Source organism: Lysinibacillus capsici (genome assembly GCF_020217405.1).
In the GTDB taxonomy this organism is placed as follows: domain Bacteria; phylum Bacillota; class Bacilli; order Bacillales_A; family Planococcaceae; genus Lysinibacillus; species Lysinibacillus capsici.
Genome location: NZ_CP084108.1, coordinates 1461123 through 1480869 on the forward strand (window position 1 = coordinate 1461123; position 19747 = coordinate 1480869).

The following is a 19747-nucleotide window of genomic DNA, read 5'->3' on the forward strand; positions in this document are numbered from 1 at the left end:
TGATAAAATGAGTACAACTACATTAAAAGTAATTGCACTATTTGCAATGGTGATTGACCACATTTATCACTTTATACCAAATACTCCTGAATGGTTTGGATGGATTGGGCGAATTACTGTCCCTATTTTTATTTATACACTCGTAATGGGCTTTCAATATACCTCTAATCGAAAAAAATATTTAACACGATTGTATTTATTTAGTTTTGGAATGTCCTTAATGAATATGTTGGTAAATTATATTTTTAGAAATTATGCAGTTGAGGATTTAAGTAATAACTTTTTTGTACCATTATTTCTTACTGCTTTTATCTTATCCATACTTGAAAAAAAACAGCCAAAATACCTAGTTCTTTTTGGTGTATGGCAAATTATCTCGCTATTTCTTTGTGTTTTTTTAGCTGATATAATTCAATTCCCTAATTTCCAGTCAACTGGAGCTAATGGTCTTATTTGGGGTGCTATACTTGGAAATATTTTTTTAGCGGAAGGTGGACCTCTATTCATCATTATGGGAGTATCTCTTTACCTAGTTCGAAATAACAAGGCACATATTGTGATGGTATATACTTTCTTTTCTTTATGTTGTTTCTATGTATCTTATAAATGGGGGCATCTCATGAATATTTGGAACAAGCTGTTATTTCCATTTACAGATTATCAATGGATGATGTTAGCAGCCGTCCCATTCATATTACTATATAACAATAAAAAAGGAGCTGGACTGAAATACTTCTTCTATCTTTTTTACCCTATACATATTGTCATTCTATACCTGATAGGGTTTTATCTTAATGGAGGATTTTCAGCATTGCTTATAAAATAGTCTTTTTTAAATATCATTAATACAAATATGTTTGTATTTCAACTTTGATTAGTATTTCAGAAGTAGCTAAAAGTTGATTATGGATTAATTGTTTAAAATTTTATGAAGAAGATTTGATAACATGAAGAATATTGTAAAAAATTTATCACTATCTGCTTTATTTGTAGTTTCAGCAAATACTTTTGTTAGTGCTGAAAGTGTAGATTCTGTAAAGGAGGAAGCAGAAGAAAATGATGGTGTATCACCTATAGAAGAAATAAATGAGGGTATAACTAATTTTAATTTTTATGGAATAAACCAGTGTCAATTCCTTCAAATACCATCGCATAGGAGCTTTTTTGAATAGTGGCATTATAATGATTTAGTTCATCTCGTACCTCAGAGCTTGTTTCAGCATAGGTCTTTTTCAAAAAATCAAACAGCGCATGATATTGCTTCGTAAGATCAACTTTAATTTTCATAATCTGTTCATAACGCTTAAAAATATCAGGCTCTGCTAAATCAATTTGGCGATTAAGAGCCTCGGAGAATATAGTAGTTGTATAGTCATATAAGAAAAGATATAAATTTTTTTTGCTACCAAAATAGTGAAATAAAATGCCCTTTGAAATACTGGCATTGCTCACTATTCTATTTGTTGAAGCGGTAGCATAGTGATTGATTGAAAACTCCTTTAAGGCAGCATTAATAATTGCTTGGCGCTTTTCTTCGGTTAAATTCATAAAAGCTTGATACAATTTTTTACTCCTTTCCGTCATATTTTATGCCATTATATAGAAATTGACTACTGTGGTCAATGTGATTTGGGAAAATAAAAAAGAACATGATTGTGACCATTTCCAATAGTCTCACTCATGCTCTCCATTGTTCCAGTTTACTTATCATAATAATCGTTCAATGCAATTTCTAAACGTTCTTCTAAATGCTTTGAAATATAGCTTAGAACGAATTGCTCTTTGTCCATTTCAATTTGTGCGGACTTAAAAAATTTGGTGAAAAAACCGACTTTATGATTTTGGGAATATTGCTGTAATGCTTCTGTTCGTAATGTAGAAACGATTTCATTTTCTATATGACGCTCTCTAATCTTTTGTACAATGTCTTTCACGCTATTTTCTTGCAGCTCGGTAATTTGCTTTTGAAGATGTTCATTTTCCTGCTTTAGTTCCAACGTTTCTTTTTGAATTTCTGCCACTTGAAGGGCAGAATCGGTCGAAAAACGTTGAATGTTTTTGTCAAGAAAGTCCTGATTAATGTTAACTTGTAACGTCCCTTGCTCTTCATTCGGCAAAATCTGAAAAAGACCTGTTTGAATCATCTGCTGTAGCACGTTTCCAAGCAAATCAATTTTATGTGATAAATCCTCAGAATCCATGGTTGTTGCGGTAATTTGGTGCTTCAGCAGCTGTCCGTTATCATCAATACCTAGCAATAATTTAATCCCCCTGACACGATACTCATCCTTCAATAATAAAATCATGCGCAATCTCAATATAGCAGGTAGGTTTAAACGAATATTACTATTTGTATTGGGCGAAGCATTGTCAAAAATATACTGTTCAAATGGCTTTAAATAGTAGCGAAGCATGGCGTCCGTAATATCAAACCAGCCCGCGACTTCTGCAATTGTATAGTGTTTCGATTCATCGATCTCTGCTAAATACCCATCATTATAGAGGTTTTCCTCTAAAGGCGTATGTTGCAGTGCCACAAACAATGGGTCATCTTGCACAATTTCAAGTACCATTTCTTTTGCATCATTTACTTTAAGCATCCTTACACACCCCACTTTATTTTTCCCGTGACTAAATGTTCTCTATATAGGTTTCTATTCGATTGGCAGCAATTGTATGCCTATTTCATGTAGGAAATAGTCATTAGAACGAAGTACCTTTTAATCTTTTATGAATCTTAAGTGAAATTGTACTGATGTTCAGGAGGAAGTTAATACAGAAGAATTACCGTCCTATACATTTTATTTTTTATAGATAAAAGATTATTTTTAGTGTAAAATTACACTTAAATAATCATATTATATTTTTGTGGAGGTGTAGCTGAAATGAAAAGATTTATTCAACGTATGTTGTCGCTATCTCCATTTCCGTTTTTATTTCATTTTTATGAGTATAATAGCCACCTCTCAAATCAAGAGGCTAGCTTCTTATTGCCATTATTTCTTTTTTTCATCATTGGAGTAGGCATAGTATCCAGAAATGATTATCTACCTTTGTTCATTGTCCTAAATTTTTTAATGACTGCTTTGTCTTTAATGTTAGGCTATTTTTTTAAATGATGATGGAAGTTGGTTTAAGCCTTTTGGAAGAGATGTAGCCATTATCTTTGTGTCATTTTTTTATGTTTTAGGGCAATTAATTATAAGAGGGATTAGTAACGGATTCAATGGAAATAAAAATGATTAAAATAACAATTTGTTATATAAGAAAGGATCATGTCTTTATACTGCTGTTAAGAAAAGAGGATACACCTAAAAATGAAGATTATATTGCGTTCAATCATCTTGTGAGGAGAAGAGCACGAAGAACAAGCTATGAAAGGGCCAACAGTTTTTAAAAATGTTGAATCTGTGATACAGATGTTTAAATTATAGGCTTTGCTGTCGTTGGTATTGAATGTGCACCTTCATTCCATTCTTTAATAGAGTGTCAATGATGAGCGAAAAATGAAGATGAATATAGAAATTAGGCATTTAAGTCACTCATGAATGAAAGTGAGCGACTTTTTTTGTTTTCACCATATGGTATCGTGTTAATCTACTAACTAAATAATGTCAATTATTAAGAAAAAGTTAAGAATTCTCCTTGCAAATCTTTAAGAAAGTCTCTTTATAGTTAAAACCATCAATAAAGCAAAGCGAGGAGACAACGAAATGCAGCTTATCACCTTCCTTACTGAATTTATAAAGCATCCAAAAACAATAGGCGCCATATCACCTAGTTCTAAGAAATTAGCGCATAAAATGGTGCAACCTATTTGCTTTGAAACGGCTCAATGCATTATAGAGCTTGGCCCAGGGATGGGGGCCTTTACAAAGGAGCTTGTGAAAAGAAAAAAGCCAGCTACATTGCTTGTTCTCATTGAACATAATGCGATTTTTTGTGAGAAACTGCGTAGGCAATTTGCTCATGTAGCTAATGTTGTAGTGATCCATGGTTCAGCAGAAAATTTGAAGCAATATTTGACGAACTTAAATATCGAAAATATAGATTATGTTATTTCTGGACTGCCATTTACATCGTTAAAGGCGGAAGTATCGTGTTGTATTTTAAGAAATGTGAGGGATTGTTTGTATAATGGAAAATTCATTACTTTCCAATATTCACTTGTGAAAAAATCATTTTTTCAAACCTATTTTCAGGATATTTCACATGAGAAAGTATGGATCAATATGCCACCAGCGTATGTATTGAGCTGTAGGTTAGGAAATACGAGGGTCAGCTAATGGAGCTACAGGATCTTTTATTATTTATAGAACAATATGGCTATTTTGCTTTGTTTTTTAGTTTATGGCTAGGGATCATAGGCATGCCGCTACCAGATGAAATGATTGTCATGAGTGGTGGTTTGCTATCGTCGCTAGGAAAATTGGTCATATGGAGATCTTTCTTACTTACTTATTTAGGCGTTGTTTCAGGGCTTTCTCTAGGATTTATACTTGGAAAACTGTTTGGTCATCGTGTACTCGATAAACTTGTGAAAAAGAAAAAGGCAAAGTACTTATCTAAATCAAAAAAATTGTTAGATCAATATGGACGTTTTGCATTAGTCCTTAGTTACTTTATTCCAATTGTTCGACATATCCTCCCTTACTTGGTGGGAATGAATAATATGCCTTTTAAAACATATGCCTTATTTTCCTATACAACAGGCTTTGTCTGGACATTGATTTATTTTACACTAGGTTTATTGTTCGGCAGTCAAATTGAATATATTTCTGTGATTGCTACGAAATATGGTATTTACTTTGGGTTATTCATCGTGACTGTTAGCTGTATTTATTATTTTTATATACGGAAATTTAAAAAATAGCTAAAATGGAGGAACATTATGAATGGAAAATATTTGATTAATGGTGGGATTAGATGAGTAATGAAACAATTTTAATTGTAGATGATGAAAAAGAGATAAGAAATCTGATTTCAATTTATTTGAAAAATGAGGGGTTTCAGGTGTTAGAGGCATGTGATGGAGAAGAGGGTTTACAGTTAGTAAAGAAGCATAAAGTACATTTAATTGTATTGGATTTAATGATGCCTAAAGTAGATGGCATTAAAATGTGTATGAAGGTAAGAGAAGTAGCAGAAATGCCTATTATTATGCTAACTGCCAAATCTCAAGATATGGATAAGATTGGTGGTTTAACAATAGGTGCTGATGATTATGTGACGAAGCCCTTTAATCCGTTAGAGCTGATTGCCCGCATTAAATCACAGCTTCGTCGCTATCTGAAAATGAGTGGCTTACATAGCAGCAATAAAGAGGAGCTGGAAGTTGGTGATTTACGTATCAATACAGCGACACATGAAGTTTTTGTTAACAATGAAAGAGTAAAGCTGACACCTAGAGAGTTTGCTATTTTGGAATTGCTTGTTAGTAATCCTGGCATTGTCATGAGTGCAGAGCAAATCTATGAAAAAGTTTGGAAAGAGGAAGCATTTCAATCGGAAAATACTGTAATGGTACATATTCGAAAAATTCGAGAGCGAATTGAGACAAATTCAAGGAATCCACAATATATTAAAACCGTATGGGGAGTAGGGTATAAAGTTGAAAAAGTTCTTTAGGCCAAGGTTTCTAAAGCATATTGGTGTGAAAATAAAAAATAATATTCAACGTAGCATTCGTATCCAACTATTTACAACGTTTTTATTATGTGCACTTGGCAGTTTTTTAGTGGCACGTGCAATAGTGCCATTTTTTGAGAATATCAATGAGACAGTGATTGTGGATTATAGTGGTAGTATGAAGATGATGTATTATCATGCACAGGATACAGCAGCAATGGCAACTCAAGAAAATAGTGTTAAAGCATTAAGAGAATTGATCGATCAAGAAAATGGAAAAATAGAAAATGAGGATAATGCATTAAAAATAGTTGTCACAGATGAGACAGGGAAGGTCTTATATAAAACAAAGCAGGTAAAGGAGCAACAAATCGATTTGCACGAAGAAATAAGGCATGTCATGGACTTTACAATGAATCAACCTTTTGAAAATGCCTATCATGTGATCGAAACGTCTCGTGAGGAGTTTACAACAATAGTGCCACTAACTTTACAAGATAAAAATTATTATTTCTTTGTTAGTGGGCTTCCACAAGGAGAAGCCATCACAAGTACGAATGAAGGCCCCATACCTTTTTTCATTGGTGTTATGTTGTTTATCGTATCATTTTTCTCAATAACAAAACGCAAAATGAATCAAATTGAGACATTAGCGGAGGGGGTTATGGAAATCGCAAAAGGTAATTTAGCCTTTCGTATTGAGAAAAAAGGCCAGGATGAAATTGCTTTACTCACGGATAATGTTAATCAAATGGCAGAAGAAATTATGACAAGTATCGAGATGGAGAGGAAAATTGAACAACAAAAAAACGTGCTCATTTCAAATGTTTCACATGACCTTAGAACGCCTCTTACCTCAATCATGGGTTATTTGCGTTTATTAAGAGAAGAGAAGTATGAGACGAAAGAGCAATATGACGAATATTTGAAAATAGCCTTTTCTAAATCCGAGCAATTAAAAAATTTAATAGACGATTTATTTGAGTATACTAAGCTCACGAATGACAAAAATACTTTAATGCGACAACAAGTTTGTGTAAATGAGCTGCTCGAACAACTAATAGAGGAATTAGTACCATTAGCAGAGGAGAAACAACGTATTTTTATAAAACATTTTCCAGAGAAACGAATTTTTGCTGCCCTGGATTCGGAAAAAATTGTACGAGTATTTGATAATCTACTCATCAATGCCATCAATTATAGTACAGCTGAAGGAAAAATTATGGTTTCCCTTGAAGGACAAGCAAACCATGTGCGTATTTGTGTAGCGAACCAAAGTGATGCCTTTACATCGGTTGAGCTTGCTAGTTTATTTGAGAGATTTTATAAAAAAGATCAATCGAGAACAAATGTAACCGAGGGCTCAGGGCTTGGACTAGCGATTGCCAAGAGCATAGTGGAGCTTCACGGAGGAACGATTCACGCAAAATACAAAAACGAGACACTGTACTTTATTATCACATTGCCATTAGCAGCTTCATAACTGACTACAATGGAAGAATAGTAATGGCATGTTGTATTTGTTTATGTTGTGAAAGCATATCTTGTAGGGTAGCTAGGGTAGCTGTGTTTCTGATTAATAATTGGATTTCTGTCTGCTTGTATTGTCGTTGAAAGTCCAGAATATAATCTGCAATAATATGTAAATTATATTGATTTTTAATCTCTACTTCGACGAAAAATGGCAGTGTTAAATCTGGTAGCTTAATACTACCGCCACGTCGAATCCAAATTGCTTCCTGCACATAGTAGCGGATAGGTAATTGGCAATTACTGGCGATAAAAATATCCATAGAAAACTCCTTTCTACTGTCTAATTATAGCCTAAAGGAAATGTATTCAGCCGTCAAAAAAAACATGAGAAAATCTTATGAAAGATTTTCTCGTGTTTTTTTTGTTTGTTTTTTGTTGAATTTGATTTGAATATGTCCGTTTTTTGGACTAATTGTAAAGGGCGTGTAAACATTAAATTAATCCATTGTAAATGATATGTACAGCTAGCTTAAAACTATTAATAATAAAGTCTGACAACAAGGAAAGGGTTGAATGGATTGGCTATCAATATACAGGAGATGATTTTCCAATTTCTTGGAGGGTTAGGCTTATTTCTTTTCGCTATTAAATTTATGGGCGATGGCTTGCAGAAGGCTGCAGGTGATCGACTAAGAGATATTTTAGATAAATTTACAACAAACCCATTAATGGGTGTACTAGTTGGTATTGTAGTTACAGTTCTCATACAATCAAGTTCAGGTACGACTGTTATTACCGTTGGACTAGTGAGCGCAGGACTTATGAAACTGCGCCAAGCAATTGGCGTGATTATGGGTGCTAATATTGGGACAACCATTACAGCATTTATTATAGGAATAGATGTGGGTGCTTATGCATATCCAATTATGGCAGTGGGCGCAATATGTTTATTTTTCTTTAAGAAAAGTTTCATTCAAAATATGGGGCAAGTATTATTTGGCTTTGCAGGTTTATTTATTGGTTTAGAGCTGATGAGTGGTGGAATGAAGCCGCTTAGAGATTGGCAACCATTTTTAGATTTGACAGTACAAATGTCTGATGTGCCGATCTTAGGCGTATTAGTAGGAACAATATTCACCCTGATTGTTCAATCTTCTTCGGCTACAGTAGGGATATTACAAGGGCTTTATGCTGAAGATTTAATAACTTTACACGGGGCATTACCTGTCTTGTTTGGAGATAATATTGGGACAACGATTACAGCAATTCTAGCCGCTTTAGGTGCTTCTATTGCAGCAAAACGAGCAGCTGCCACTCATTTGCTATTTAATGTAGTGGGTACAATTATCTTTATGCTCATATTAGGGTTATTTACAAACTATGTGGAATGGATTGCAGGGGTGCTGAATTTAGAGCCGAAAATGCAAATTGCCTTTGCACATGGAACGTTTAATATCCTTAATACAATCATTCAATTACCATTCATAGGTGTTTGGGCTTATGTCGTCACAAAACTAATTCCAGGCGAAGATTCAGTTATTGAATACAAACCAAAATTTTTGGATAAAAATTTGATTATCAAATCACCATCAGTGGCATTAGGACAAGCAAAGATGGAAGTAGTTCGCATGGGTGAGTATAGTATTCAAGGTCTAGAAGAAACGTTAAAGATTTTGAAGACGGATGATGCTAAGTTAATAGGTAAGGTCGGCCAATTGGAAGAAGCCATTAATAATTTAGATCGCAAATCAACGGAATATTTAGTGGAGTTATCAAAACAATCTTTATCAACCCATGATTCCCAAGTGCACCATGCCTTATTTGAAAATATTCGTGATATCGAACGAATTGGTGATCATGTAGAAAATATAATTGAGCTTCTGCAATACAAGGATAGTAATCGCGTTCGGTTAAGTGAACAAGCGATGAAGGAATTAGAAGATATGTTTGTTTTTACATTAGATACTGTGAAAATGTCTATCGAATCCCTTGATAAGCGTGATCTTTCATTAGCACAGCAAGTGATAGAAAAAGAAAATGAAATTGATAATATGGAGAGACGTTTACGTAAATTGCATATTAAGCGATTAAATGAAGGAGTTTGCTCAGGTTCAGCAGGTATTGTATTTGCGGATATTGTGAGTAATTTAGAAAGAATCGGTGATCATGCTTCTAACATAGCGGAAACCGTTATTGCCTAATATAAAGCTGTTCAGAGGAGATAATCTGCTGAACAGCTTTTTTATTCGGGGAAGGATAGAATTATTAAACGGACGGAATAAATTCCTAAAATTGACGGATAGAACCCTCAAACTGTCGGATAGTTATAAGCTTCTATAGCTTCTAAAAAATACATTAGGATGGGGGATTGTACTTCGTCCTTACGATAAATAAACCATGTAGGAATATGTGCCTGCTTGTTCTTTATCTTGTGCAATGTTAATGCTTGTATTGCCATATGTTTTTCTGCAATGGCACGTGGTAGTAAGGTAATACCTAACCCAGCAGTAACACAGCCAATAATACCGTCAAGCGTACCAAGCTCCATTCGATTTTGTGGTTGAACTCCTTCTTCATGTAACCAATGTTCCAGGATGGCTCGATAGGAACAGCCATGGCGGAATGTAATCACGGTGCTTCCCTCTAAATCTTGGAGATGCTTAATAGGCTTATGCTTGCTAGAAGTGAGAATAACAAGCTCTTCACAGACAAACTCTTTCATCATTATATTTTCTCTATAAATAGGTCCAGTAACAAATGCGCCATCTAGTTCATAGTTCTCAACCCGTTCAATATTGTGCTGAGAAGGGCTTGTTAATATGGTGATATCCACTTGTTCATACGCTTGATGAAATGTGCTTAACAAAGTTGGTAAATGTAATGCAGCAGTTGTTTCCATTGAACCAATTCGTAAAACGCCTCGTTGTTCCTCCGTATCATGTATGATCTCAAAGGTTTTTTCATAGAGATGAAGCATTTTTAGGACTAACTCGTAGAATTGTTCTCCTTTTGGTGTTAGCTGTATCCCTCGATGTCCACGATAAAAAAAGGTTGTTTCGTAGAGTGCCTCAAGACTTTGTATTTTCATAGAGATGTTGGATTGCGTGTAATTAAGTGCCGTGGCAGCTTTAGAAAAGCTACCTGTTTGGACGACTGTTCGAAAAATTGTTAAATCATTAATATTCATATGTCCTCCAGCTATCAATTTTATTGATACTTATTATAAAGAATTGGATCTATTTTTGATACCTAGATATTCGATATAGTGAAATAGAAGGAGTGATGATATGCACAAGCAAACTGTACGTTATTTAATCGGGGGCATTTTTGCTTTAGTAATCGCTATGGGGATCGGCCGTTTTTCGTATACGGTTATTTTACCTTATATGCAAGAAGCTTTTGAATTTAGTCGAGCAACAGCAGGTTACTTAGCAACGAGTAATTACTTAGGCTATTTGGTTGGAGCTTGGGTGGCAGGCCGTTTACCAATAGGGAATAAACGAATCCTCTTTTTGCAAATTACCCTTGTTATCAGCATTTTAACAACAGCCTTCATGGGCTTTACAAATGCAATCATCATTTGGTATTTATTACGATTTATCTCGGGGGTTGTGAGTGCTTTTATTTTTGTTGTTATAACAAGCCTAATACTAGACCAGTTAGCTAGCAGTAGTCATATGCATCTATCGGGGCTGTTCTATAGTGGGGTGGGAGTAGGGATTGCATTAAGTGCGGTGATTGTTTCACCAATCCAAGCAGTTTTCCGTTGGAATGGAACTTGGATCGTATTAGCTTTATTTAGTATTGTATTGTTTGTCTTGATTGTGCTATTCATCAAGCCTATTACACCAAGTAAACAACTAGTGGAAAGCCAGATAATTTCACAGAAAACGCCTCCTCAGTCTTGGATGAAATGGTTAATCATCGCTTATAGCTTAGAGGGACTTGGCTATATTGTCACAGGCACATTTATTGTATCAATTGCACAGGAGTCGACAAGCTTTCATGGAGATGCAGCCTTTGTATGGTTTGTTGTGGGTGTTGCAGCAATTCCCTCATGTATCGTCTGGTCTAAGCTAGCACAGCGTTATGGCTATGTGAAAATTTTGCTCATCTCTATGCTACTGCAAGCGATTGGTATTATTTTACCTGCGCTAGCTACAAATTCGATGACCCTTTATGCTAGTGCCTTTATTTTCGGGGCAACCTTTATGGGAATTACAACTGTTTGTACAACATTAGCGAGGAAACTTGCACCAGTTAATAGTCATCAAATGATAGGCTATTTAACCGCTGGCTATGCGCTCGGACAAATGATTGGTCCATCCATTGCAGGAACACTTGCAAGCTACACAAATAGCTATCAGTACGCCTTAGTTGGGGCTTCCTTCGTTGTAATGCTGGGAGGATTATGTTTAATAGGTGGCATAAAATATGATAGAAGCAACTAAAAAAAGTAAGTAAGGTATGTTGCGCCTTACTTACTTTGAAATTAATGGATATCTCGTTTCTTAAAGTTACCACCACGAACTTCTGACACATCAGAAATGACAACAAAAGCGCCTTCGTCGATGTCTTTAATAATCGAAACTAATTTATTTTCTTCCATACGGTTAATGACACAGTTTAAGATTTCTGTTGGTTCATTGGAGAAACCACCACGTCCATGTGTATAGGTAACACCACGGCCTAAACGGGCTTGAATAGCGTCTCCAATCTCCTCGGATTTTCCACTAACCACACGAACTTCTTTTGATTTTTCTAAACCAACTTGGATTATATCGATAACATTTTTGGCAATATAGTAAGTTAACGCTGAGTAAAGAGCACTCTCTAAGCCAAAGATAAAGCTTGCCCCTATGAAAATAAAGGCATTGATAAATAATATAATATCGCCGACTGAAAATGGAATCTTACGTGACAATAGTACAGCTAAAACCTCTGAGCCATCTAAAGCGCCACCATTTCGTAGGACAATCCCAATCCCCACACCAAGAAGCATACCACCAGATAAAACAATTAGGAGGGGGTCATTTGGGCCTAAAATGGTTTTGACGTCATGTAAAAGCACTGTAGAAATCGATAAAGCTGCAATACCAGCACTACTCATTAAGGCAAAGGTTTTTCCAACTTGCTTGTAGCCAATATAAATGAACGGGATATTTAATACAAAGAGCAGTACGCCTAATGGGATACCAAAGAGGTGCGCGCCCATAATACTAAGACCTGTTACACCGCCATCAATGACAGCATTCGGAATTAACACGGCCTCTAGTCCATAAGCGGCTATAACTGCCCCAATAATGATCATAATTAATTTTCGTATATTTTCTAGTGACTTTCCTTTTTTCATAAATCTTCTCCATTTCTTTACGTCAATAGTACCTATGGTTTTGGAATAATATTTAAAGCAATAGTTTTAGTTTCAAAACCTTTATCTGAGTCGGTCATATTATAGTATTTAGTTAATAAATCGTTTAATTCAATTTCAAAGTTTTTGAATTGATCGTCCGTTAACGTTAAGTCGATTAAAGAAAAAGTTGCTAAATCTGTTGTGCTTTCTTTTTCATCAAGTGAATGTAAATAATTTTGATATTGTGATAGTAAAGCCAATTGATAGTAGGAAATATAATTTAATTTTTGCTTGGTTGTGAGTTGCGTCCAATCCTCCTTACTAAGTTTTGCTGCTCCTTCATTTAATGCATAAAACTTCTCTGTAACAGAACGAACTTTTCGCTCTTTCACAATTTTAATAATATTTTCATCGACTAAAATTTGGATATGACGATATAGAGTGGCTTGTGGTACATCTTTAATAATAGAAATCATCTCCAATGTGCTTAAACCCTCTTCTTTATTGTGCATCAGAGCTTGTAAAATTTTCATTCTCACAGGGTGCATTAATACCTCTGCTTTATTACGCATAAACCGATCCTCCTACCAGAAAATGAGATAGTATCAAGGGAAGCATTCAAATGTTATCAATTTGAGAACATTATCAAAAAATATACTATAGCGTTTTTTAAAAGATGTACAGTAAAAAGGTAATGAAATTTTTTCATTCTTTTGTTATCATTATTGATAATGATAATGAAAGGGGTTATAAAAATGAAATTACACTATGGTTTTGAAGACTTAAATCAAATTGATTGGGCAAGCATACTACCAATCCTTTTACCATTTGTACTCGTAGGTTTTTTACTTATCACTGTTGCACTCATAGATTTATATAAACATAGAGACAGCAGAGAAAACATACTAATGTGGGCCATTATTATTTTGTTCTTTAATACAATTGGTTCTGTTCTATATTTCGTGATAGGTAGAAAGGATGTCAATAAACGTGCGCTTAGAAATTAATAATATAACGAAAAAATTTAAACAGAAAACGGCAGTAAGTAGTTTTTCAATGGTTATAGATTCGAATGAATGTGTAGGGCTTATTGGACCAAACGGGGCAGGGAAATCCACATTAATTCAGATTATTGCTGATATTCTTCATGCAGATGAAGGGGGCATTGTACTTGATGGACAAAAAATTTCAAAGATGAAAAATCATATTGGTTATTTACCACAGTATCCTAATTTCTTTTCGTGGATGACAGCATCTGAAACTTTAGCCTTTATGGGGACACTTTCTGGTATTTCGAAAAATCAATTACAAAAAGATATTCCAATTCTTCTGGAAAAGGTGGGCTTAGGAAAAGAAGCACATGCTCATGTTGGAACATTTTCAGGAGGTATGAAACAGCGTCTTGGTATCGCACAAGCTTTATTACACAAGCCAGCTTTCATCATTATGGATGAACCCGTATCAGCCCTAGATCCAATCGGTAGACGTGAAGTGCTGAATCTATTAAAAGACATAAAAAAAGAAACGACCATACTACTTTCTACACATATTTTAGGCGATGCGGAAGAAGTTTGTGAGCGCTTTGTGGTCATTAAAAATGGTTACAAAATAGAAGATGCAACAAAATTAGAGTTACTTAATCGCTATCAAGATTCAGCTATCTTTTTGGCGGTTCAAAAGAAAGATGTTAAGTGGCTAACAACGATTGAACATTTACCTTATGTAAAGAGAATCGAAAATTGTGGGGATGGTTTTAAAGTATATGTCAATCACTTGGAAGCAGATGCCCATCGATTGCTACAGTACGGATTGGATTCAAATGTACTATTTACAAAGTTTGATCTTGGCCTTCAAGAAAGCTTAGAAGAAATATTTTTAGAATTGGTGGTGTAATATTAAGTGAATACGTTTATCGCACTAAGTAAAAAAGAAATGAATCAAATGACAAAGGAATATAAAGTCGTTTGGCTACCAATCGTCTATATCCTCCTAGGTTTAACTCAGCCGATTATGATGTATTTCTTGCCTGCTATTTTACAATCAATGGGTGGTATAGAAGGGATTATAATTGATCCAACAATGGCAAAGCCAAGAGGAGAAGAAGTGCTTGCTTCAACCCTTAATTCGCAATTTGATCAATTAGGTATAATCATACTTGTTATTGCAACGATGGGAATTATTCAAGGAGAAAAAGCCAATGGGATGATGGCATTTATTTTAACAAGGCCAGTATCAATCACATCCTACTTAAACAGTAAACTGCTTACTCATTATGTTTTAGCTGTCCTATGTATTACGCTTGGCTATGTAATGTCCCTTGGCTATACGTCGTATTTATTTACCTCTGTACCGATAACACGCGCATTGATAGCTTTAGCATTTTATTGTATTTGGCTGTTGTTTGTCATTACATTTGTTGTCATGATGAGTACATTTTTTAATAGTACTCCATTTATTGCTTTAATCAGTATTGGGGTCTTATTTATTTGTCGTTTTTGTGCTGGCTTACATCCATTCTTAGATGTCATAAATCCAGCTAGTAATAGTTTGTATGCTACAACGATAATAATGACAGGTGACATAGAAACATGGTATAGCTTTCATATTGTTGTCACACTATTACTTGTCCTATGCATGATGGCTATCATGCATCATTTGATTGCCAAAAAGAAATTTTAATATGGAGGAAATCCTCGACAAATGAATGTAAAAGTAAATCGAAGAAGCAAAATTCCATATTATCAACAACTCGCACAGCAGCTGCTTTTATCCATAGCGACTGGAAGCTTAAAAAAGGGGGACCATTTGCCTTCTATTCGCCAGCTAGCGGCACAAACAAACCTCAATCTGCATACAGTTCATAAAAGCTACAAAGAGCTTCAAAAAAAAGGGATCATCACCATTAAACCTCATTCTAGAGCATTTGTTATCGTAGATCCTAATAAAGCTACGACTGTTTCATTTCACCAAATAGCTATGAATGTGGAGCAATTATTGTTAGAGGCTTATATTTTAGGCATGAAAAAATCTCAACTAAAAGAAATGTTTTATGACATTTTACAAAAGTATTATACGGAGAGTGAAAGAGATGGCTACTGATAATCTAGTGACCATCTCTTTACAATTTTATCGAATTAAATCAAAAATACAGCAACTATCGTTGTCACAATCAGACCAATGACTACAGGAATTAAATTTCGTCTTGCTAGCTCAAATGGGCTGACATTACAAATAGCAGCTGCTGGGATTAAAGCCCAAGGAATCAGTGTGCCACCACCAACCCATATAGCTGTGATTTGTCCTAAAGCAGTTAAAGTGGCTGTTCCCCCACCAATGGCATTCCCGAATAGACTACCAACCGAACCTGCTAAAGAAATACCTGAAAAGCCAGAACCATCTAATCCTGTAATAGCGCCAACAACTGCTAGTGTGACAACAGCAATTTCCTTTGTTAACGGAACTATTGCTGCAAGACCGACACCCAGATCATTGACAATACCGTGTGAAGTAGCGGGGAGGTGATCTCCAAGAATTTGTGTAAAGCCAGCATCTCCAAGATAGAAGAAAGCAGCAATTGGAATTACAGGTCCGAAGACTTTAAAGCCGAATTGAAATCCTTGAATCAAATAACTTGTTGTCTTTTCTAATCCCGCTGATTTATGAGCAACCATACTAAGCAACAATAAAATAAAAACAGAGGTTCCCCCGATTAAAGCCGTTGCATCGCCGCCCGTTAAATTGAATACTGACATAGCGATAACGTCTAAGATAAAGGCAATAGGAATAAGGACGGCGAAGAATCGTTTTTGCCCAATTGACAGTAAGTTTTCCGCAGTTTCTTGTTCACCATCCTCCTCCTCATTGTTGCCAGTATTTACAAGTAGCGTTCCTCGTTTCATATCACGTCTTAAAAAAATATAAGCACCAATTGTCGTTACAACGCCCATTGTGATCACAAGCGGAATACTGGCTGAAACAACATCTCCAACAGGGATACCAGCAGCATCGGCCGTTAATTTTGGAGCCCCTTGAATGACAAAATCACTCGATAATGCAATACCATGCCCAAATAAGTTCATCGCCATGGCAACCCCCAGTGCTGGGAGGCCCGCCCGAATCGCAACAGGCAAGAGCACGGCTCCTAATAGCGCTACTGCAGGTGATGGCCAGAAAAACCAAGAAATAAACATCATTAATAGTCCAATCGTCCAATAAGCGAGTGCGGGTGTTTTAATGATCTTTGTGAAAGGGGCCACCATAACCTCATTAATACCTGAAGACATCATGACCCGACTCATCGCCACGATAATCGAAATAATAAGAATCGTTGATAGCAGCTCAGTTATGGCATAAATAAAGCTGTTAAACACACCACTTATGGACGAAGTAAAATCACCAGTTGCAACTATCGCTAGCATAAAGATGCCTACTACACAAATGAGGGTGGTATCGCGACGTTTAACCATAAATCCGATGATGAGCACAATAAAAACCACGTAAATCCAATGGAGAGCTGTGAATTCAATCCCCATACGTTTCCCCCTCAATATTCTGATTCTATAGAATATGAAGAGAAAAAAAGATGGTGCTGATTTTAAAAAATTTAACTTAGGCGAAAGCTAAACAACACCAAAAAGGTATTTAAAGTTATACCCAAAACAAGATATTTGAAAGAAATGAGTTTATAGATTAAAATACTTTTATAGATTATCGATAATCTATAATCCATAATATATAACGCTTTTAGCTAATCACCCTATACACTGAACTATGTTAAAATAAAAGGATATAAATTTATTGGAGTGGTTTAATGGGGTTTGATGAAAATTCAATTTCAAAAAAAACAATTTCTGAGCAAATAGCTGAACGATTATTATTTCGCATATTTTCTGGTTACTATGAACAAGGTCAGCGCTTAATAGAGGCAGAAATTGCAAAGGAGTTACAAGTAAGTCATGCACCTGTCCGTGAGGCTCTATATCTTTTACAAAAAGATGGTGTAGTTGAAAAAGTACAACATAAAGGTGTAAGAGTGAAGATTATAACGGATCAGGAATTAAAGGATTATTTGGAAGCGCTTTATCATCTATTGGATATTGCACTAACCAAGTGTGAATCTAAATGGACTGCCGATTTGCAAAATGAACTATTATTTCGATTTGAAGCTATGAAACAAAGAAAGTCTGCTGAAAATATTTATGAATATGTTGTTTCGTTTGCCCACTTGTTACAATTGTTTTTTGATGTTACAGGAAATATTGCTATGCTACGATTCTTTAAAGAAACAATATTTGTTACAAATGTAGCTGCACAAACCAAATGGAAGATGAATCTAGTTGAATCCTATCATATGTCCATCAATACTTTTATCAAGTGTATAGAAGTGTCGGATTTTGATCATGCACGAGTAGCTATTAAGGATGTTATTTTATGGTACCAATTTAAATAATTTTATGGGGGTAACATAAATGAAAGCTGCAGTTTGGCATGGTGTGAAAGATATTAGAGTTGAAGAGGTTGAATTACGTGCTTTAAGAGAAGAAGAAGTGAAAGTAAAAGTAGCGTGGGCTGGTATTTGTGGAAGTGATTTGCATGAATACGAAGAAGGTCCAGTTTTCGTACCAGTTAATGAAAAAGCTGATTTAACAGGTGAAGTGGCCCCACTTACAATGGGACATGAATTTGCTGGTATCATCGAAGAAGTTGGCTCTAAGGTTACTGACTTTAAGGCTGGGGACCGAGTGGTCATCAATCCTACATTAACATATAGAAATAAACATGAAGAAGTCGATCGTTATGATGGATTTAACTTTATCGGTTTACATGGAAACGGTGGATTTGCGGAATATGTTAATGTCCCTGTAACGAATATACATCGTTTAGCAGATAACTTAACATTACAAGATGGTGCACTGGTAGAACCAATGGCAGTTGCTGTACAAGCTGTTAAAGATGCTGGGGTTACATTAGGTGATTCTGTTGCTGTATTTGGAGCTGGACCAATTGGATTGTTAACAGTAATCGCTGCAAAAGCATCAGGTGCTAGTAAAGTTATCGTATTAGATTTATCCGATGATCGATTAGAAAAGGCAAAAGAATTAGGTGCAACCCATGCTATTAATTCAGGTAAAGAAAATCCTGTACAAGCAGTTCGGGCGATTGTTGCAGATGGGGTTGATGTATCTTTTGAGGTGGCAGGAGTTGCTCCTACCTTTAAACAAGCAATTGATGTAACAAAACCCCGTGGTAACATGATGATTGTTTCGATTTTTGCAAGACCAATCGAATGGAATCCAATGCAACTTACAAACACAGGTGTTAATGTATTATCATCCATTGTTTATACACCGTCAATTTTCCAAAGAACAATTGATGCAATGAGCGCTGGTCAACTAAATCCGCAAGGGATCATCACAAGTCAAATTGACCTAGATGAGATTGTTGAAAAAGGATTCAAAACGTTAACAAATGACAAAACACAATCTAAAATTTTAGTCGAAATAAGCGGGGAAAATTAATAAAATTAAGAGGAGTATGGCTGATGACAGCCATGCTCTTTTTTTATAGCCTCGAAGAGTCTGGAGCTTAAGAAAAAATGACAAAAGGAATCGAGAATGAACTTCTCGACTCTTTCAGTAACTTAATCTCTTTCTCTAGCTCTCTGTGTGTCTCTAATATTCTTTTGAACCGTGATGGATGCAAATAAACTTAGAACAAATGACATACCATAGAACCCTTTTTCGCTTAAAACAATACTTCCAGCATTATATAACCCAATGCCCATTAATGAAATAGATACAATAAGTGCAACCCAGCTAATACCATAATAAATACTAGTAACTGGTATTCCCTCTTCTTTATCTCTTACTGCTTTTTGTAAGGATATTGCTGAATAGAGTCCAAATACTAAAACAGCTATGTAATATCCTTTTTCGTTTAGTTGCATCGTTGCATTAAACAAGCCTATAAAATATGCCGTAACACCTACTAACAATGCTGCCCAGGAAGCCCCCTTGAAAGCAGCAGTTGGTTCTCCCTCTTTTCTTTCTACTTTAATTTTCGGATCAGGCTGTTTTTCCTTATCTAATGAAGAATCATTTTGATTAGACAATATCTTTCTCCTCCTTCTATCACTGTATAAAAACATTCTATCATTCTACAGGGAGGTTATGAGAATAGAAATTTCTCTAATTCTCGTTCTTCAATATTCTCCTTAAAGGAGGCTGCTTTAATTTGGCTTTTATTTTGCTGGATAAGAGTCAATATGGCTTCATCAAATGTGAAGGCTCCCTT

The 19747-nt window shown here is 35.3% G+C and carries 21 protein-coding genes; 13 read left to right on the plus strand and 8 right to left on the minus strand.

Annotation, left to right across the window (positions count from 1 at the left end):
• Positions 1–7: 7 nt before the first annotated feature.
• Positions 8–826, plus strand: coding sequence for a TraX family protein (locus LCP48_RS06920; protein WP_225340814.1), 819 nt, complete (start codon positions 8–10; stop codon positions 824–826).
• 278 nt (positions 827–1104) lie between these two features.
• On the opposite strand, the gene LCP48_RS06925 is transcribed toward LCP48_RS06920, so the two are convergent.
• A complete protein-coding gene (locus LCP48_RS06925; protein ID WP_225340815.1) occupies positions 1105–1563 on the minus strand; it encodes a TetR/AcrR family transcriptional regulator in 459 nt (152 codons plus the stop codon).
• Between the two features lie 137 nt (positions 1564–1700).
• Positions 1701–2600, minus strand: a complete 900-nt coding sequence (locus LCP48_RS06930) for a hypothetical protein (protein ID WP_036218917.1) — start codon at positions 2598–2600, stop codon at positions 1701–1703.
• A 1113-nt stretch (positions 2601–3713) separates the two neighbouring features.
• Between LCP48_RS06930 and LCP48_RS06935 the strand changes: the two genes are divergently transcribed.
• From LCP48_RS06935 to LCP48_RS06950, 4 genes are read left to right on the plus strand one after another with little or no spacing between them, the layout of a single operon-like run.
• Positions 3714–4286: a class I SAM-dependent methyltransferase gene (locus LCP48_RS06935; RefSeq protein WP_004232390.1), complete on the plus strand. Its 573-nt coding sequence runs from the start codon at positions 3714–3716 to the stop codon at positions 4284–4286.
• Positions 4286–4873, plus strand: coding sequence for a DedA family protein (locus tag LCP48_RS06940; RefSeq protein ID WP_004232395.1), 588 nt, complete (start codon positions 4286–4288; stop codon positions 4871–4873). The genes LCP48_RS06935 and LCP48_RS06940 overlap by 1 nt, the downstream gene beginning before the upstream one ends.
• Positions 4874–4926: 53 nt before the next feature.
• On the plus strand, positions 4927–5628 hold the full coding sequence (locus tag LCP48_RS06945) for a response regulator transcription factor (protein ID WP_004232396.1): 702 nt from the start codon (positions 4927–4929) through the stop codon (positions 5626–5628).
• The gene (locus LCP48_RS06950; protein ID WP_004232397.1) at positions 5612–7111 is read left to right on the plus strand and encodes a HAMP domain-containing sensor histidine kinase; all 1500 of its coding nucleotides are present in this window, start codon (positions 5612–5614) and stop codon (positions 7109–7111) included. The genes LCP48_RS06945 and LCP48_RS06950 overlap by 17 nt, the downstream gene beginning before the upstream one ends.
• Positions 7112–7115: 4 nt before the next feature.
• On the opposite strand, the gene LCP48_RS06955 is transcribed toward LCP48_RS06950, so the two are convergent.
• On the minus strand, positions 7116–7421 hold the full coding sequence (locus LCP48_RS06955) for a hypothetical protein (RefSeq protein WP_004232398.1): 306 nt from the start codon (positions 7419–7421) through the stop codon (positions 7116–7118).
• A 279-nt stretch (positions 7422–7700) separates the two neighbouring features.
• On the opposite strand from LCP48_RS06955, the gene LCP48_RS06960 reads away from it, so the two are divergent.
• Entirely contained in the window at positions 7701–9302 is a 1602-nt protein-coding gene (locus tag LCP48_RS06960; protein WP_192807177.1) for a Na/Pi cotransporter family protein, read from the plus strand.
• Between the two features lie 107 nt (positions 9303–9409).
• Here LCP48_RS06960 and LCP48_RS06965 read toward each other — a convergent pair whose 3' ends face one another.
• A complete protein-coding gene (locus tag LCP48_RS06965; RefSeq protein WP_004232400.1) occupies positions 9410–10288 on the minus strand; it encodes a LysR family transcriptional regulator in 879 nt (292 codons plus the stop codon).
• Between the two features lie 100 nt (positions 10289–10388).
• Here LCP48_RS06965 and LCP48_RS06970 point away from each other — a divergent pair, with 100 nt between their 5' ends.
• The gene (locus LCP48_RS06970) at positions 10389–11552 is read left to right on the plus strand and encodes a YbfB/YjiJ family MFS transporter (RefSeq protein ID WP_004232401.1); all 1164 of its coding nucleotides are present in this window, start codon (positions 10389–10391) and stop codon (positions 11550–11552) included.
• Between the two features lie 41 nt (positions 11553–11593).
• Here LCP48_RS06970 and LCP48_RS06975 read toward each other — a convergent pair whose 3' ends face one another.
• Positions 11594–12454: a YitT family protein gene (locus LCP48_RS06975; RefSeq protein ID WP_004232402.1), complete on the minus strand. Its 861-nt coding sequence runs from the start codon at positions 12452–12454 to the stop codon at positions 11594–11596.
• Positions 12455–12486: 32 nt separating this feature from the next.
• A complete protein-coding gene (locus LCP48_RS06980) occupies positions 12487–13026 on the minus strand; it encodes a transcriptional regulator (protein ID WP_004232403.1) in 540 nt (179 codons plus the stop codon).
• Positions 13027–13209: 183 nt separating this feature from the next.
• Here LCP48_RS06980 and LCP48_RS06985 point away from each other — a divergent pair, with 183 nt between their 5' ends.
• The 4 genes from LCP48_RS06985 to LCP48_RS07000 are packed head-to-tail and all read left to right on the plus strand — an operon-like array spanning position 13210 to position 15553.
• Entirely contained in the window at positions 13210–13461 is a 252-nt protein-coding gene (locus LCP48_RS06985; RefSeq protein ID WP_004232404.1) for a PLD nuclease N-terminal domain-containing protein, read from the plus strand.
• A complete protein-coding gene (locus LCP48_RS06990) occupies positions 13445–14347 on the plus strand; it encodes an ABC transporter ATP-binding protein (protein ID WP_225340816.1) in 903 nt (300 codons plus the stop codon). The genes LCP48_RS06985 and LCP48_RS06990 overlap by 17 nt, the downstream gene beginning before the upstream one ends.
• A gap of 6 nt (positions 14348–14353) precedes the next feature.
• On the plus strand, positions 14354–15133 hold the full coding sequence (locus LCP48_RS06995) for an ABC transporter permease (protein ID WP_004232406.1): 780 nt from the start codon (positions 14354–14356) through the stop codon (positions 15131–15133).
• Positions 15134–15154: 21 nt separating this feature from the next.
• Positions 15155–15553 (plus strand): GntR family transcriptional regulator, encoded by a 399-nt coding sequence (locus LCP48_RS07000; protein ID WP_004232407.1) that lies wholly within the window; start codon positions 15155–15157, stop codon positions 15551–15553.
• Between the two features lie 35 nt (positions 15554–15588).
• Here the strand turns inward: LCP48_RS07000 and LCP48_RS07005 are convergent, their stop codons facing one another.
• The gene (locus tag LCP48_RS07005) at positions 15589–16986 is read right to left on the minus strand and encodes a hypothetical protein (protein WP_004232408.1); all 1398 of its coding nucleotides are present in this window, start codon (positions 16984–16986) and stop codon (positions 15589–15591) included.
• A 278-nt stretch (positions 16987–17264) separates the two neighbouring features.
• On the opposite strand from LCP48_RS07005, the gene LCP48_RS07010 reads away from it, so the two are divergent.
• Both LCP48_RS07010 and LCP48_RS07015 read left to right on the plus strand, forming a co-directional pair.
• On the plus strand, positions 17265–17903 hold the full coding sequence (locus LCP48_RS07010) for a GntR family transcriptional regulator (RefSeq protein ID WP_048391171.1): 639 nt from the start codon (positions 17265–17267) through the stop codon (positions 17901–17903).
• Between the two features lie 19 nt (positions 17904–17922).
• On the plus strand, positions 17923–18972 hold the full coding sequence (locus tag LCP48_RS07015; RefSeq protein WP_225340817.1) for a 2,3-butanediol dehydrogenase: 1050 nt from the start codon (positions 17923–17925) through the stop codon (positions 18970–18972).
• A gap of 122 nt (positions 18973–19094) precedes the next feature.
• Here LCP48_RS07015 and yiaA read toward each other — a convergent pair whose 3' ends face one another.
• A complete protein-coding gene (gene yiaA / locus LCP48_RS07020) occupies positions 19095–19565 on the minus strand; it encodes an inner membrane protein YiaA (RefSeq protein WP_004232413.1) in 471 nt (156 codons plus the stop codon).
• Positions 19566–19747 lie beyond the last annotated feature (182 nt).